General features: G+C 30.2%; 14 protein-coding genes, 2 pseudogenes and 1 other annotated feature. Of the genes and pseudogenes, 8 read left to right on the top strand and 8 right to left on the bottom strand.

Annotation, left to right across the window (positions count from 1 at the left end; genetic code table 11):
* The first annotated feature begins 28 nt into the window (after positions 1–28).
* A complete protein-coding gene (locus tag KPL55_RS00085; RefSeq protein WP_216304672.1) occupies positions 29–994 on the top strand; it encodes an NAD-dependent epimerase/dehydratase family protein in 966 nt (321 codons plus the stop codon).
* 525 nt (positions 995–1,519) lie between these two features.
* Here the strand turns inward: KPL55_RS00085 and KPL55_RS00075 are convergent.
* Both KPL55_RS00075 and KPL55_RS00070 read right to left on the bottom strand, forming a co-directional pair.
* The gene (locus tag KPL55_RS00075) at positions 1,520–1,759 is read right to left on the bottom strand and encodes a hypothetical protein (RefSeq protein WP_216304671.1); all 240 of its coding nucleotides are present in this window, start codon (positions 1,757–1,759) and stop codon (positions 1,520–1,522) included.
* A 75-nt stretch (positions 1,760–1,834) separates the two neighbouring features.
* On the bottom strand, positions 1,835–4,558 hold the full coding sequence (locus KPL55_RS00070; protein WP_216304670.1) for a UPF0182 family protein: 2,724 nt from the start codon (positions 4,556–4,558) through the stop codon (positions 1,835–1,837).
* A 184-nt stretch (positions 4,559–4,742) separates the two neighbouring features.
* Here KPL55_RS00070 and KPL55_RS00065 point away from each other — a divergent pair, with 184 nt between their 5' ends.
* Together KPL55_RS00065 and KPL55_RS00060 are read left to right on the top strand one after the other, a co-directional pair.
* A complete protein-coding gene (locus KPL55_RS00065; RefSeq protein WP_216304669.1) occupies positions 4,743–5,366 on the top strand; it encodes a GyrI-like domain-containing protein in 624 nt (207 codons plus the stop codon).
* Between the two features lie 43 nt (positions 5,367–5,409).
* Positions 5,410–5,769: pseudogene (locus KPL55_RS00060) on the top strand (SPL family radical SAM protein); the annotation flags it as partial.
* Between the two features lie 125 nt (positions 5,770–5,894).
* Here KPL55_RS00060 and KPL55_RS00055 read toward each other — a convergent pair.
* Positions 5,895–6,032, bottom strand: a complete 138-nt coding sequence (locus KPL55_RS00055) for a hypothetical protein (RefSeq protein ID WP_216304668.1) — start codon at positions 6,030–6,032, stop codon at positions 5,895–5,897.
* 112 nt (positions 6,033–6,144) lie between these two features.
* Positions 6,145–6,203, bottom strand: a sequence feature (sodium ion sensor (DUF1646 type); this cis-regulatory element may regulate processes involved in with the transportation of sodium ions).
* Positions 6,204–6,513: 310 nt separating this feature from the next.
* Here KPL55_RS00055 and gloA2 point away from each other — a divergent pair.
* The 3 genes from gloA2 (at position 6,514) to KPL55_RS00040 (ending at position 8,855) form a co-directional block, all read left to right on the top strand.
* Positions 6,514–6,900 carry an SMU1112c/YaeR family gloxylase I-like metalloprotein gene (gene gloA2 / locus KPL55_RS00050; RefSeq protein ID WP_216304667.1) on the top strand — a complete coding sequence of 129 codons (387 nt, stop codon included), beginning with the start codon at positions 6,514–6,516 and terminating at the stop codon, positions 6,898–6,900.
* A gap of 298 nt (positions 6,901–7,198) precedes the next feature.
* Positions 7,199–8,119, top strand: coding sequence for a DNA methyltransferase (locus KPL55_RS00045; RefSeq protein ID WP_216304666.1), 921 nt, complete (start codon positions 7,199–7,201; stop codon positions 8,117–8,119).
* A 13-nt stretch (positions 8,120–8,132) separates the two neighbouring features.
* Positions 8,133–8,855, top strand: coding sequence for a glycerophosphodiester phosphodiesterase (locus KPL55_RS00040; RefSeq protein WP_216304665.1), 723 nt, complete (start codon positions 8,133–8,135; stop codon positions 8,853–8,855).
* Between the two features lie 114 nt (positions 8,856–8,969).
* Here KPL55_RS00040 and KPL55_RS00035 read toward each other — a convergent pair whose 3' ends face one another.
* The gene (locus KPL55_RS00035) at positions 8,970–9,659 is read right to left on the bottom strand and encodes a hypothetical protein (protein WP_216304664.1); all 690 of its coding nucleotides are present in this window, start codon (positions 9,657–9,659) and stop codon (positions 8,970–8,972) included.
* Positions 9,660–9,773: 114 nt separating this feature from the next.
* Positions 9,774–10,913 (bottom strand): tocopherol cyclase family protein, encoded by a 1,140-nt coding sequence (locus KPL55_RS00030; RefSeq protein ID WP_216304663.1) that lies wholly within the window; start codon positions 10,911–10,913, stop codon positions 9,774–9,776.
* Between the two features lie 170 nt (positions 10,914–11,083).
* Between KPL55_RS00030 and KPL55_RS00025 the strand changes: the two genes are divergently transcribed.
* Complete coding sequence (locus KPL55_RS00025; protein WP_216304662.1) at positions 11,084–11,845, top strand: YdcF family protein; 762 nt, start codon at positions 11,084–11,086, stop codon at positions 11,843–11,845.
* A gap of 4 nt (positions 11,846–11,849) precedes the next feature.
* Positions 11,850–12,257, top strand: a pseudogene (locus tag KPL55_RS00020) (NADH-dependent alcohol dehydrogenase); the annotation flags it as partial.
* A 305-nt stretch (positions 12,258–12,562) separates the two neighbouring features.
* Here KPL55_RS00020 and KPL55_RS00015 read toward each other — a convergent pair.
* From KPL55_RS00015 to KPL55_RS00005, 3 genes are all read right to left on the bottom strand, one after another.
* On the bottom strand, positions 12,563–13,330 hold the full coding sequence (locus KPL55_RS00015; protein WP_216304661.1) for an MJ1433 family protein: 768 nt from the start codon (positions 13,328–13,330) through the stop codon (positions 12,563–12,565).
* A 241-nt stretch (positions 13,331–13,571) separates the two neighbouring features.
* Positions 13,572–13,784 carry a hypothetical protein gene (locus KPL55_RS00010; protein ID WP_216304660.1) on the bottom strand — a complete coding sequence of 71 codons (213 nt, stop codon included), beginning with the start codon at positions 13,782–13,784 and terminating at the stop codon, positions 13,572–13,574.
* Between the two features lie 225 nt (positions 13,785–14,009).
* Positions 14,010–15,077: a LysM peptidoglycan-binding domain-containing protein gene (locus KPL55_RS00005; protein ID WP_216304659.1), complete on the bottom strand. Its 1,068-nt coding sequence runs from the start codon at positions 15,075–15,077 to the stop codon at positions 14,010–14,012.
* Positions 15,078–15,196: the final 119 nt, after the last annotated feature.

Genomic DNA, 15,196 nt, shown 5'->3' with positions numbered 1-15,196 from the left:
GTCATATTTAAACCGGGAGGTATAGAATATGGAAGAAGTCAGTCTTACTTGTAAGAGGATATTAGTAACTGGTGGATTTGGATTTATGGGATCTCACCTAGTCAAGAGGTTATTGACTGAAGGTGCGGAGGTATTTGTTATAGGAAGACAGGGAACCCAAACCTGGAGACTTCATGATGAATTAAAGGACATTTCAATATATGAGGTGGATATAACTGATAACACTAAAGTTGGAATATATATAAAGGATATATGTCCTGAAATGGTATTCCATCTAGCGGCTTACGGCGTAAACTCGGCACAACATGAATATATTAAAGCTGCAAATATTAATATTTTAGGAACCATTAACCTCTTGAATGCATTAAAAGACAATTGTTGCAAAAGATTTATTAATATAGGCAGTTGCGCTGAATATGGCGATAAAAAAGATCTTATGAAGGAAGATATGAACCCTGAACCTGTGAGTATCTATGGAAGCTCTAAAGCCGCCGCTACTATAACGGCTCATCAGATTGCCCGAGAAAACAATATCGATATTATAACCTTAAGACCCTTTGGCATTTTTGGTGAAGGAGAAGATAGGCATAAGCTTTTTTCTCATATAATACTATCAATACTTGAGGATAAAGATGTTAAGCTAACCTCATGTCAACAATTAAGAGATTACTGTTATATTGAAAATATAATTGATGGATTGATATTATCAGCAAAATGCAAATTAAAGTCTACTATTTTCAATATAGCTAGTGGAAGTCTCTTTCCTCTAAAATACTATGTGGACATGATATTTAAAAGTATGAAAACAGATAGAATCCCCGTATACGGTGCAGTAGAATATAGAAAAAATGAAATGTGGTCACCTACTGCTGATATAACAAAGATTCATACTGAATTGGGCTGGAGTCCTAGAATAACTCTCGAGGATGGTATTATTAAAACAATAAAGTGGTATGAGGAAAACGAAAGCAAGTGGAGCAAGTATCTAAAATGATGAAAGCCTAGCATTTATGCTAGACTTTCGTTTTGTTTTCAACTTGCCTTTTGAATATTACCGAATCTATATCTTGTTTAGACATCCAACCGCTACCTATTTGTGGTGGGAAAGCAAATTCTACAAGTTCCAACCTTGCTCTCCAAAATTATTGAGTTCTTCTTGTAACCTTATAGTATCATTAAATCTTGGAATGTTTTTAACTCTAATCACCATATACTCATACTTCATACCCTCACTCCTTTATTAATTTTACACACCAATCAATAAAAGATTTGGGTGGTGGAATAATAGCTAACTTAGTAACTGACTTCCCCGATATCAAATTTAATAAATTGATTAATTTAGATGGTACTCTAATGAATCCTGCAATAAACTTAGGATTAAATATTAGCCAATTACACCTTAGTCAGGATTAGGAGTTATGTGACAGAATTTATACTTGAATCCGACGTTTTAAAAGTACAGTCCAATGATTGTTTTGTTAAAAATAAAAATTAGAATTTATATTACCTTCCTTGATTATTATAGTAATAATTCATGTAAATTATTACTATACCTTTCTTCATTAAATAGCTCCTCATTTTTCAGAACATTGTATAGTTCTCCTACTAAAATTGCTCCAATCATCTTTTTTGCAATATCTTCTTCATACCCAAGTCCTATTAATTTTTTAAAAACTTCATTTGTACATTTAGGGTTATTAACCCTCAATTGATTATTAATAACTTCCAAAATATGTCCTTGTAGTTTATCCTTTTCCAAAACTTCATTTCCCCTTTATATAATTATTGTATATCCTATAAAAAACAGATATAAAATTGTATCTGTTTTTATATTTTATTTATCTAATTGTTTTAGAAGCGTTCCAAGTTGTTTGATATATTCTCCATATTGTGCCCAATCTAGGTTTTTTTGAGCTTCAAGTGCCTTATTATATAAATCATTTGCCTGCTTAATTTGTTTAATATTAGTTTCGCTTAATGGAGTTGTAGTAGTACTCTCTCCACCTTTAACTACTGTATTTGGTGCCTTAAAGTTAAATATCTGCTGTAATCCACTTTCAATATTATCTACCATCAAGAGCTTACTGTTGTAAGAAATTATTATTTTTTTCATTTCTGGAATACTATTTGCCCCACTAGCTCTTAAATAAAGAGGTTCAATATAAAGAAGTGAGTTCTTTATCGGTAAAATTACGGTATCTCCATACTGCACTTCAGACCCACCTGTGTTCCATAAAGAAAGCTGAGCTGAAATTGTAGTATCTTGACTTATCCTCTGCTTAAATAGGAACGGACTATAAACTGTTGTTTCTGATGCTGGGAATTTATTCAGGAATAGCTTACCATAATTTCCCACATCCATTCTAGCCCCTAATATTGCTGTCATATTATATTTATCCTTTATATTAAAATATTGTTGAAGTACCATTTCTTCACTGTCTGTTCCTGGTAATTTTTCTACAAGGTATGGCGGAACCGTAGTTTTAACTTCCCCACCTACAGATGTTGCATTTTTAGAAACATCCCAAATATCTTCACCACTATAAAAGACTCCAGGATCAGTTACATGATATTTTCCAAGGACCGCGCTTTGAATATTAAATATATCAGATGGATATCTAAAATGTGCTTTTAAGTCAGCGGGAACATCTGATATACTCTTAAAAAGCTTAGGGAACATTTTTGAATAAGTTAACACAATTGGATCAGTTGCATCTGCTATATAAAAATTGGTAGTTCCATCATAAGCATCAATTACAACTTTAACTGAATTCCGAATATAGTTTACTCCACCTTGTGGTTGCGAGTACGGATATTTAGTTGATGTAGTGTAAGCATCAATTATATAGTACAATTTTCCTCCACTTATAACAACATATGGATCTTTGTCATAAGTTAAAAATGGAGCTATAGTCTTTGCCCTTTCAACTACATTTCTATTAATAAGTATTTTACTTGTACTCTTAATATCCCTAGATAATAGAAAATTTAATTCTCCATTATTTATTGCAAACAGAAGTTTATTAGCCAAATTCATCTCAATTCCGGCTTTCCCGTCATAATTTGTTATTTTGTTAGATTCACCTTGAGGATAGTCAAATTCACTTACATTAGTATTTACTAATGCATACTCATCTGTTTGTTCACCAAAATAAATTCTTGGATTAGTTAATTTAATATTTGTGCTGTTTGCAATAGGCATATCTTTAATTACAAAATCAGGCTGGCCTTCTTGCGTAACTTTATTTACATTACTCATTACAACACCATATCCATGTGTATAAATCATGTGAGTATTTTGCCAAGTCTTTGGAGTTAATGATTTTGAATCTATTTCTCTTGCTGCAAGAAACACCTGACTATACTTATTGTTTATTTTATATCTATCTACATCTATATCACTAAAATTATAGTAATATCTTAATATTTGAACTTGATTATAAAATTCGAGTGCCTGCTTAGTTGAATTTATTCTAATATTATTTATCGTCTTCTGATTATCTGAAACATCCTCTTGTTTCAAATCGTTTTTCACATTGAATGTTGTTGTAGTTATATTATCTATATTAAATGCTTTTTTTGTATAATTAATATTATTTTGAATATATGGTTTTTCTAATTGCTTTTCATTTGGCATTACAATACTGCTTTGAACTACAACTGCTGTTATTCCCTCTACAACGCTTATTAATATCATAGCAATAATTGAAATTACTATAGGCTTTACCTTTTTTCCTAAAACACTCATAAAGATTACTACTGCTGCAAGTACACAAGCCACAATAGATACTTTATAAAATAGTAATGTAACATGAACATCCGTATAGCTTGCTCCGTATGCAACACCCCTAGGGCTATACACTAAATTAAATGAATTTATTAAAAATCCTAGTGATAGGAAAAGCGCTATAAGTGAAGATATTATTGCAAGCTGTCTTCCTTCGAATATATAAAGTTCCTTACCAAATTCCTTGAAATGTTGAAAAGGATTTGATAATTTCCCTACATAAACACTATCCTTTGCTTTAAATACAAAGAAAACTACTACTTTAATAATAACCATGAATACTAATAGCGACATTACAAATCTATATAGAGATACTATTAATGGAAGTTTGAAAATATAGAAAGATACATCCATGTTAAAAATAGGATCTTTCACATTAAAACTAACTGCATTTATAAATTGAAGAAGCATATTCCAATGTGTAGATGCAAAAACAAAAGAAAATATTAAGGAAAAAATTAAATTGGAAGCAATAAAAATCTTATTTTCAATTGCTGTTTTTTTTGTATTTACCTCAACTACTTTTTTCAAGTGGATTATACTCTTTTTGATGCTCTTATAGTATAACCATATACCAACATAACTTAGTATAAAAATAGGTACCATAAGTTTAGATACTGTAAGTATCTTTGTAAAGTATACCGAAAGATACCCTACTTTTTTAAACCACTCAATATTAATAACAAATTGAGCTATGCTACCTAGTGAAAATAAACATACAATTAGAATTATAATTACAGATGATATAACAAATTTCATTTTTTTATTCATAAAATCCCCTCTTATTCATTTTTTAAAACTTTTTAATTAGCATATTATATGTATACATTATATCCTATATTTACCCTTTTAATAAAATACTTTATAATTTATTTAATATTTATAACATGACATACTGTTGTCAATTTAAAAATGATATACTAACTTAAGTATAAAAGGAAAAGAGGCATAAATAATGGCTAAATTAGAATATAAAAAAGCTTATAAGGACTTATATGTTCCTAAAAAAACACCATCTATCATTCGCGTACCTTCAATAAATTTTGTTATAATTAACGGCACTGGAGATCCAAATAACGATCAATTTGCACTTGCCACTTCTGCACTTTACAGTTTTAGTTATGCAGTGAAGATGTCATACAAAAGCGATAATATTCCTAATGATTATTATGATTACACTGTATTCCCTCTTGAAGGTGTATGGGATTTAGTTGATAAAACATTGCCATCCACTGATAAAAGCAACTTTAAATATAAAATTATGATACGTCAGCCTGATTTTTTAACTATCGATTTATTTAAACAATTTATATCTCAAACAAAAAATAAAAAGCCAAACATCTATCTTGATAAAATTGAATATACTACGATAGCTGAGGGTTTATGTTGCCAAATGCTTCATTTAGGAAGCTACGCTACTGAGCCCACAAGCTTTGAAATGATGGATCAGTTTTGTAATAATAATGGGTATAAAAGAATTTCTTTAAAACATCGAGAAATATACCTTTCAGACCCTCGTAGAATCGAGCCCCTAAAGCTTAAAACAGTATTGAGGTATAAAGTTGAAATTGAGGTATAAAGTTTAAATTGAGGTATAAGGTTGAAATTGAAAACTCCGTAATATGAGATTTATTCCAGCAAAAAAAATTATCTCTAATTACTCCAATACTAATGATCGTTGGTTTGGTCATAATTATAATATGAATATATATAAAGGTTGTTGCCATGGATGTATTTATTGTGATAGCCGCAGTGACTGTTATCATATAGATAATTTTGATGAAATAAGGGCCAAGGTTAATACCCTATCCATAATTGAACGTGATCTTAAATCCAAACGTAAAACCGGCGTAATTGCTACAGGTTCAATGAGTGATCCCTACAATCCATATGAAAAAGAATACCGCTTAACCAGAGGTGCTTTGGAACTTATTAACTCCCACCGATTATATGGTTTGCTCTATAAAATGGAAGATATCATCAAGGGGTACACGCTAGGATATGGAAACACTCAACTTTCTTTATTTGATTAAAAACTCCCGTGAAAACCTATTAAAGGTATTTGTAGGAGTCATTAATATATATTAATTATGTAGAACTTAATCACCTATTTTTTATTTATCTCATTTTCTTTTTTTAGTTTTTTTTCTTTTTCAACTTGTTTTGGAAAAATAAAATTAACATAAACAAATCCTGAAACCATTATTACGCAAAGAACAACTACAAGTATATCTTGGGCCTCCATATTATTACCTCCATTAAATATTTAATGCACACACTTATACACCAAATGATTCTATTAATAAATTTAAGCATTAAAAAATAAAAAAACAAAAAAGGTGGGAAACTCTAATAAGAGTTTCCCACCCTAGAAACAAATTTCTCGGAATCAAACTAGACCTCAGTTTGTCCAACCGCTAAAAAATATTATATATACATAATACTACAAAATCTATACTAATTCAATTTTCATCTAAATATATAGAACATTATTAACATTATAAATAAAATAGCTCATAATTTACAATTAATTCTTAGTTTCGTCACTTTAATGACACAAATACTTGTTATAATTAATACATAGATAATAATTGATTTTTAATTAGAGTCCCCCTTTAATTAAATATAAATTTAATATATACTATTAAGAGAATCGATGTAACTAATCGATTCTTTTTATTTGCTTTAAAAGCACTTACAAAATATAACACATGGAGGATATAATAATGAAATTAAATAAAATTCACCATATAGCTATTATCTGTTCAAATTATGAAAAATCCAAAGAATTTTATGTCCAGATTCTAGGTTTAAAAATCATTAAGGAAATATACAGAAAAGAAAGGCAATCATATAAGCTCGACTTAGCTGTTGGGCCTGAATATCAAATCGAATTATTTTCTTTTCCTAATTCGCCTGAAAGATCGAGTTATCCTGAATCAAGAGGACTAAGGCATCTTGCTTTTGAGGTAGACAACATTGATGACGCAATAAAAGAACTAACTGATAAAAATATAATCACTGAGAAGATTAGGATTGATGAGATTACAAGTAAAAAATTCACTTTCTTTAGTGACCCAGATAATTTACCTATAGAATTGTATGAGAAATAGATTATGTATCTCATATTCTTTACAATTAATTCTTAATTTTGTCACCATAATGACACAGTGAATTGTTATTATAAGTATATAGAAAGCAATTGATTTTTTTAATTAGAGCCCCCTTTAATTAATATAAATTTAATATAACTTCCTAAAAGAGCTGATGTATTCTAATCGGCTCTTTTTTTATATGTAAGATAAACTCAATAGATAGACTTAAAATGTAAATATAATGATATAATTGGTATTATTAAGGAATAAGTATAAAATCATATATCTATATTAGTTTTGAGGGGGATACACAGATATGGCAATAGAATTGAAATTTGATAAGTATCATATACAAATATATAAAGGTGACAACATAGAAGTCTTAAGCGGTCTAGAGTCTAATAGTGTAAACTTAATATATTGTGATATATTATACAATTCTGGTAAAACATTCGATGATTATAAAGATAACTTAGGTTCACCAGAAGAAGCCGTTTCTTGGTACAGACCAAGACTAAAAGAAATGCACAGAGTTTTATCAGAAACTGGTTCAATATATATTCACTGTAATTGGCGAATTGATTCATATATAAGAGTATTATTGGATGAAATTTTTGGTTTTAAGCATTTTAGAAATAGAATATACCGTCAACACTCTGGAACTAGGGATTTTGTTGAAAACTATGATAGCCAAATGGATGTAATTTTGTATTACACTAAAGACCAGTATAACTTTACTTTTAACGAGATTAAAGGAGATAAACTTAGAATAGTTCCATTATTTGAAAATGGTATTTTAGATGGTAGAAATTTTGAATTTAAATGTGATGATTTTAATTTTAATCCAAGGTTACATGATAAACATTGGTTAGTTCCTAAGTCTAAACTTGTTGAACTGGGATCTAGTAAAGAACTTGTTCTTATAAATGATTTGCCTTATAGAAAGACGTTTAACATTCCTGTTGGTAACCTGTGGAATGCTGCAGAAATGCTGGACACATATAGTAGAGTTGACACAGCTCAAAGCTATGACACACCAAAACCAAACGCTGTTTTAAAAAGAATAATACAAGTAAGTAGTAATGAGGGTGACACAGTGGGAGATTTTTTCTTGGGTGGTGGTACCACTTCACTCGAGACCTTAAGATTAAACAGAAAAGGTATCTTTTGTGACATATCAGAGAAAGCTTGTGCTGTCAGTATATTTAAACTTACCAAAGAGTTAAATAAAATTTAAGGGGGATAATATTATGACAATAAATTATGCTCACAGAGGTGCTAGTGCATATTATCCAGAAAACACAATGCTTTCATTTGAAAAAGCAATAGAAATGGGATGCACCGGTATAGAAACAGATGTACAGTTAACAAAGGATGGTGTATTAGTACTTATTCACGATGAATTAGTAGATAGGACAACAAATGGAAAAGGATTTGTGAAGGATTATCCTTATAATGAACTAAATAAATTAGATGCCGGATGCTGGAAAGGCAAAGAATTTACAGGACTTAAAATTCCCACTGTTGAGGAGTTACTCTTATTAACTAAGGATAAAAATATTATTATTAACTTTGAACTTAAAAATGGAATAGTTATGTATGAAGGCATTGAACAAAAACTTATTGATTTAATTCATAAACATAGGATGGAATGCAAAGTTATATTTTCAGGTTTTAATCATTACTCCATGGCTAAGTGTCATAAAATATCTAAGGAAATTAGTACCGGAGTATTATATATGGAGGGGCTTTATAAGCCATATAATTATGCGAAAACTTTAGGGGCTAATGCTATTCACCCACATTTCAATGCACTAAATGAAGAAGTAATAAAAAGGTCCCAAAAGCACAGGGTTAAGATAAATGTATTCACCGTAAATGATGAAAAGCAGATGAAATTTTTCTTAGATATGAAGGTTGATGGTATTATCACTAATTATCCTGATATTCTGCATGAGTTAATGAATAATTAAATACTTCGACTATCCAAATTAATAGATTTTGACTTATTCTAAAATAAAATTGCCTCAAAATTATTTTGAGGCATTTTTATAAATATACTTTTTTTATTTCCATCAACTAAATAATTAATTAGTAGTACTTGTTTTATTCAGCAACTTATCAAATCTACTCATTACCTCGCTGCAAGTATCTTTACAAATCTGTGGTAAGTCACTATTTGTCGCCTTATTAAAATCTAATCCAGCCTCTGAAAATCCTTTTTCTACTGCATCTCTCATTTGTTGTATTTTGGCAGGATCATCTCCTGCTATTGACATTGCCATAGTCATAATACGATCCGCTACCCCGGTAACAGAGTATGCGCCGCCTTCTTCTATTGCCTCTTTTGCGCCCTCAGAAGTTGTTGCCATTTGTGGGTATGCATTTTCTACAGATCCAAATATTTTAGTGAGTAAATCCGTAGTTTCTTTTGGCATTTCACTAATCCCATTTTCAGTTGATTTGCCTAATAACTTATTCTGATTATTTATTGTATCAGCTATAAACTTTTTTATAAATTCTATTTTCACATTTTCTTGTTCTACTTTTATCTCTTTAATTTCTTCTGTAGAAAGCTTCTTTTTCACGAGTTTATACGTTGTATCTTCCACATCGTTTTCTGTAGATTTAACAAATGTATCAGTTCCTAAAACTTGTGTTACAGCTTGTTCTTTTGAAGTTTTGCTATTCTCATTAATTTTACTATCTGTTTTTTGTAGATCATTTGTAACTGTATAACTTGAAGTTGCGCTCCCTTTAATTCCAATAATATTCATATATGTGAATGCTTCCTCCTTCTTGTTATTAATTTATCTTATTATATTATCGGTTAATTACCAATATACTTAATAACAGGCAGATTATCTAAACTCATTTTCTTATAATTTCTATTATTCTTCATTTATAATAGAATACTCTCCATACTCACACCCAACATTCTTAATTTCTATGCGGTCAATTAGAATCACTTTCTGACCTTCCTTTTGATATAGCTCAATTTCTCCATAACCAGTACCTCCATTCCATAACCTATTGTGTAGTTTTTGACCGTTTGGTGATTCATAGTTTATTAATAACATTTCATCTTTAGGACACGAAAGTCTGAGATCTATAACTGAATCTTTGTTACTTGCATTCACTTTCCAACTGTTTATCTCTTCACCCTCACTAAATTCAAACTTCACTTTCGAGTTTGTCCAAAACTTTGAAAAATTGTATTCATACATTTTGCCTTCATAATACATTCCCATCAAAACCTTTCTATCTAGCTCTAAACCTAACACTTTAGGTCTACCCCCTCCAGCTTCAACCGCAGAATTATTTAGGACTTTTCCGGTAACTAAACTTTTCATATTGCAACTACTAATCCACAACCATGGCGAAGTAAAATCACTGCCCCAGTTTTTGTCTGCATACCCGTAAGATTTTCGAGAGATAATATCATATTTCACTCCATCTAAAATAACCACTCCATCATATTCTGTTTTGATACCCTCTGCATGCCAAAACATTTCAAAAGCATTCATTTTCCGTAAAGGCGCGCAAGCTCCATATCCAACATTATAAGCAATTTTTTTATTGATATTAATGTCCCAACTCATTACTCCAGCATCACACATATATTCTGGATGATCTAATACTTCTTTAGATGTAATAATACATTTTCCTTTCATATGTGTTTCACTCAATGTGTTTTCTCCCATTTTTACATTCAAAACGTTATTAGTACAAGAAAACTCCGAGATTGGATAAAAATTGTGAATCTGCTTAGCATTTTTTCCCCACGCTCCTACTTTAACTAGTGCATATGATGGCTTAATATGTTTAGCTTGATTTTCTGAAAGTTGTCCTAAAATAGCCTTATTTCCGCCCAAAGCGGGGTTGCATACAAAGTATTCAATAAAAAAAGTCTTTGCTTCTCCAGTTTCATGATTATAACCTGTAAAATTGTGCCACCACCAATCATAACCTTTTTCAGATAATGATCCATTAAGCATAAATAAATTTCGTTTTAAATCACTCTTATTCAAATTTAACTCCTCCCAGCCTTCATATTTACTAAAATCAATTGATATATATCTTATATACTACACCAATTGAGTTCTAATTGATAAGCAAATAATGTTATACTAGTGGTAAGTATTTGGATAATATTTCATTTATTGGAATTTTATTAAGATTTTAAAGGGGGTAATAAATATTGAAAACTAAAGGGACGATATACTTATTTTTCGGTATATTATGTGAACTATATTTCATAGGAACTATAATATTTGGAGGAATTATAACTTTTGCAGAGTTTTATCTAGCTCTGGGATTATTATTAATAACACTAGGTTTATATCAAAGAAAAAACAAAAAAGATTATATATTAATAAGACCCGGCAAGATTAAAACAGTAATAAAATTATGTTTTTCAATAGTACTCGTTTCTGTTGTAATTATAGAAAGTTTAATTATTCAATCAGCTATAATAAAAAACAAACAAAAAAGTGATTATTTAATAATATTAGGAGCAGGTCTTAGAGGCGAAGTTCCTTCAATTGCACTTTTTCAAAGGCTGTATGCTAGCCTAGAATATATTGAAATAAACCCCACTGTAAAAATAGTGGTTTCAGGTGGACGTGGCTTTGGCGAAAGCATTACTGAGGCAGAGGCTATGAAAAGATTTTTAATAAAACACGGAGTAGCAAAAGATCAGATAATAAAGGAAGAAAAGTCAGTAAATACTTTTGAAAATATGAAATTTACTGCTGAAATCTTGAGAAAGGTAGATAAAAAAGAAAATATAGAAGTAACCATTGTAACAAATAATTTCCATGTATTAAGGTCTAAATTCTTAGCCCAAAGGCAGGGATTAAAAGCATATGGTTACCCTGCTCCACTTCATCCAATGTTAGTACCCACTTGCTTTGCTCGGGAGTATTTAGCGGTAATAAATTCATATTTATTTGATAAATAGTTAAAACAGTTCTACAAGTGAGAAATTACCCGCATTTAATCCAGGTATGGCACCTAAATTTTCAATACTAGATCCTACTAATACATTCTCAGTACCTAAAAACCAAACAGCAGCAGGTACTGCAGATATAATGAGTCATATTTTCGAAGTATATTTCAGTAACACTAATGAAGCATATATGCAAAATAGAATGGCAGAAGCCCTTCTTAAAACTTGTATAAATTATGGTGAAAAAGCTATGGATGACCCTACTAATTATGAAGCAAGATCAAATTTAATGTGGACTTCAAGTCTTGCTATAAATGGTCTTTTAAGTTATGGAAAAGAAACGGAGTGGAGCGTTCGTGCAATGGAACATGAGTTAAGTGCATTTTATGATATTACTCATGGAGTTGGTCTTGCGATTTTAACGGAAATGGATGAGGAAAGCCTAAAATCATACTTAAATTTAAATGCAGCAATAGCACTTGAGCATATAGCTTTAAGAGCAGTAGACTTGGGTCTTGGAAGTTGTTGGATTATGATGTTTAATAGTAAAAAAGGAAGTTCTTAAACTTGATGAAAGATATGATGTGGTAGCATTATTACCAATAGGCTATCCCGATCAGATTGCCTCACAAAGACCGAGATTAGATTTAGAAGAGTTAATTATTCAAACTATATAATTTAAAAATATAGTGTTTATATAAGGTACTACTTGGTCAGTAGTACCTTATTTTATTTGGACGATGTTGGCTGACCCTTTACGTATAAATAAGTGTGCTTTGATATGTTATCAAATGGGTTATTTGTAAGTGCTGTAACGAAAAGGTATGGAAATGTATTTTTCAAATGCTTAATATACAAAACCCATTGACTTGTGCTTGCTTGATAGACACGTTTCATATCATTTTCTAAATGTTTTTTTTCATCATCATGCAGCTCTAATAAATTTCTTGAAGACAACTCATCCTGTAAATGAAAAACAGCAGTTAACAAATGTGTAAAAGTTTCATGTTCCAATAAATTTGGATTTTCTAATAATCTCAATAAAAACTCCCTTTTATTTAGGAGAAATTCATTCATTTTGTTTAAGTCAACTTTGTTTAATTCAATTTTATAGTCATAGTTTTTACATTTTTCTAATGCTTTTTTAAAATCTCTATCTTCCCAACTTGGCTGAACTATAAGAAAATTGGCAATTTCATTAACATTTGAGTCAATTGATGTAAAATATTTTAATGTATTAGTTCCTACTTCATTAAAAAACACACCTATTATTAAATTTAGTTTTTCTACTAAAGTTTCCGTCTCTCTTTTTTTAATAACCCCATCAATAATTAAGGATCCCAATAAAACCTCAATAGGTAAAAACGCTAATTCACCTAATAAATAAATAAATATATGATGTGCATCCCTAAAAATATAATAGTGAAAAGAATATAATCCTACTGATAAAATTATTAATAATACCGAAAACTTTAAACGCCAATCCAATTTTTTCATGCTTACACCCTCCTATACCAACATTAACATTAATATTTATAATTATAACATTAATGTCTAATTCATATAACGTTTATGTAAATTTAAGTCTTAGCAGGATCATTAAAATAGTCGAACTATAAATTATAGTTCGATTATTTTTCCAACAAGAAAGAGTGCAAAATCGATGTGATTTTGCACTCAAAAATATTGTATTTTTACCTTTTCTACATCCTAAGTACATCTAACTCTAGCGTAAGTTTTATTTTTCACCTTTATTTTTAATAACAACTTTGCCTTGTTCATTAGACATATCAGAACCTGAAACACTATTAAAAAGATGGGTATCATTAATTTCATTACCAAATTTTTCTTCAGTCATCAAAGTTGCACCAGTGAAACTACTATTTACACCGCCATTATTGCTGGTTGAACCTCCATCAAACAATGATTGTTTTTTTGATTTTTTATTCATAATAATTCTCCCTTCAATTATAAATTACACTGTATGTACTCACCACTTTATATAGTTTACCCATTTTCTTTTAAAATATAGTTAAAGGGATTTCAACATAATCATTTAACAAAATAAAGCGCCTGTATTTTTTCACAGGCGCAAATGGATTATTATGTACTGCAGTATTATGCATTTATTTAACATATTCCTTAAAACTAATTCATCTTAAAATATATGTATACATTATTTTATTAAGTATACAAATGTTAGATTTCCTATTACTACGGAAACTGGTTGTGGTGAAGTCAACGCTTTTGGAACTACACCATCATAAAAAAACAATGCGTTATTTGTTGGATCACTTCCGCTAAGTGCAGCAACTGCAGCTTTTAAGGAAGTTGCATGTGCAGGATTATTAATACTTCCATTTTTTACTACACTAAATTGATAATTACCATTTGTTTGTTGATTTATAACCGCACTAATTGAATTTGGAAAATAACTGCTCTTGACCCTATTCACAACTACTGCCCCTACAGCAACCTGACCATTGTAAGATTCTCCTCGTGCTTCAGCGCTTATTAATCTTGATAATAAGTTTAAATCGCTTTCTGTATATTTTATCGACCCAGAATTTGCTTGCACTGGAGTAGTTTGCACCGGTGTAGACGTAATTGTTCCAGTTAAATTAAGAACTTGTCCTGGAGAGATAGAATCATTCCATTTGTTATTAGCTTTTCTTAAATCATTTAATGATATTCCACACTGTTTTGCTATTGAAGACAAACAATCTCCACTCTTAACAATATATGTTTTTACTGAATTAGTAGGCAATTGCGTCACTGGCTGTACAGTTGGTTGGGGTGTGGAATTATTTGCTGCTGATAGTTGCAAAACTTGTCCTGGATAAATGGAATCATTCCACTTATCATTAACTTTTCTTAAATTATTTAATGATATTCCACACTGTTTCGCTATCGAAGATAAACAATCTCCACTCTTAACAGTATATGTTTTTGCTGCATTGCTAGGCAATTGCGCCGGTTGTTGCACTGTAGAACTAGCTTGTCCTGAAACTTTGAGCACTTGTCCAGGAAAAACAGAGTCATTCCATTTGTTGTTAGCTTTCCTTAAATCATTTAATGATATTCCGCAATTTTTCGCTATTAAAGATAAGCAATCCCCACTTTTCACAGTATATGTTTGAATAGTTGGTGTTGCTGCAATTACATTTTGAGATGTTAATGTTGATACACCAATAGTTATAGCTGATGCTAAAAAAACAGTTTTAAGACTTTTAAATTTGGCCATTGTTCATCCCCCTCGTATAATGTAGTTGTAAGCATTGATAATAAATCAGTAATAATAACTACGAATCTTATCACTCATATCTTAACTAATGTTCGCAACTCATAAATTAATTTTAATTA

This window comes from Clostridium lacusfryxellense, from assembly GCF_018861735.1.
In the GTDB taxonomy this organism is placed as follows: Bacteria; Bacillota; Clostridia; order Clostridiales; family Clostridiaceae; genus Clostridium_AD; species Clostridium_AD lacusfryxellense.
The sequence above is the reverse complement of the archived record's forward strand: the minus strand, read 5'-3'. Positions and strand labels throughout refer to the sequence as shown.

Coding starts and splice junctions, on each gene's coding strand:
- KPL55_RS00065 (WP_216304669.1), top strand. CDS start 4,743: ATGGCTAAATTAGAATATAAAAAAGCTTATAAGGACTTATATGTTCCT.
- KPL55_RS00070 (WP_216304670.1), bottom strand. CDS start 4,558: ATGAATAAAAAAATGAAATTTGTTATATCATCTGTAATTATAATTCTA.
- KPL55_RS00085 (WP_216304672.1), top strand. CDS start 29: ATGGAAGAAGTCAGTCTTACTTGTAAGAGGATATTAGTAACTGGTGGA.
- KPL55_RS00015 (WP_216304661.1), bottom strand. CDS start 13,330: ATGAAAAAATTGGATTGGCGTTTAAAGTTTTCGGTATTATTAATAATT.
- KPL55_RS00010 (WP_216304660.1), bottom strand. CDS start 13,784: ATGAATAAAAAATCAAAAAAACAATCATTGTTTGATGGAGGTTCAACC.
- KPL55_RS00055 (WP_216304668.1), bottom strand. CDS start 6,032: ATGGAGGCCCAAGATATACTTGTAGTTGTTCTTTGCGTAATAATGGTT.
- gloA2 (WP_216304667.1), top strand. CDS start 6,514: ATGAAATTAAATAAAATTCACCATATAGCTATTATCTGTTCAAATTAT.
- KPL55_RS00045 (WP_216304666.1), top strand. CDS start 7,199: ATGGCAATAGAATTGAAATTTGATAAGTATCATATACAAATATATAAA.
- KPL55_RS00005 (WP_216304659.1), bottom strand. CDS start 15,077: ATGGCCAAATTTAAAAGTCTTAAAACTGTTTTTTTAGCATCAGCTATA.
- KPL55_RS00040 (WP_216304665.1), top strand. CDS start 8,133: ATGACAATAAATTATGCTCACAGAGGTGCTAGTGCATATTATCCAGAA.
- KPL55_RS00035 (WP_216304664.1), bottom strand. CDS start 9,659: ATGAATATTATTGGAATTAAAGGGAGCGCAACTTCAAGTTATACAGTT.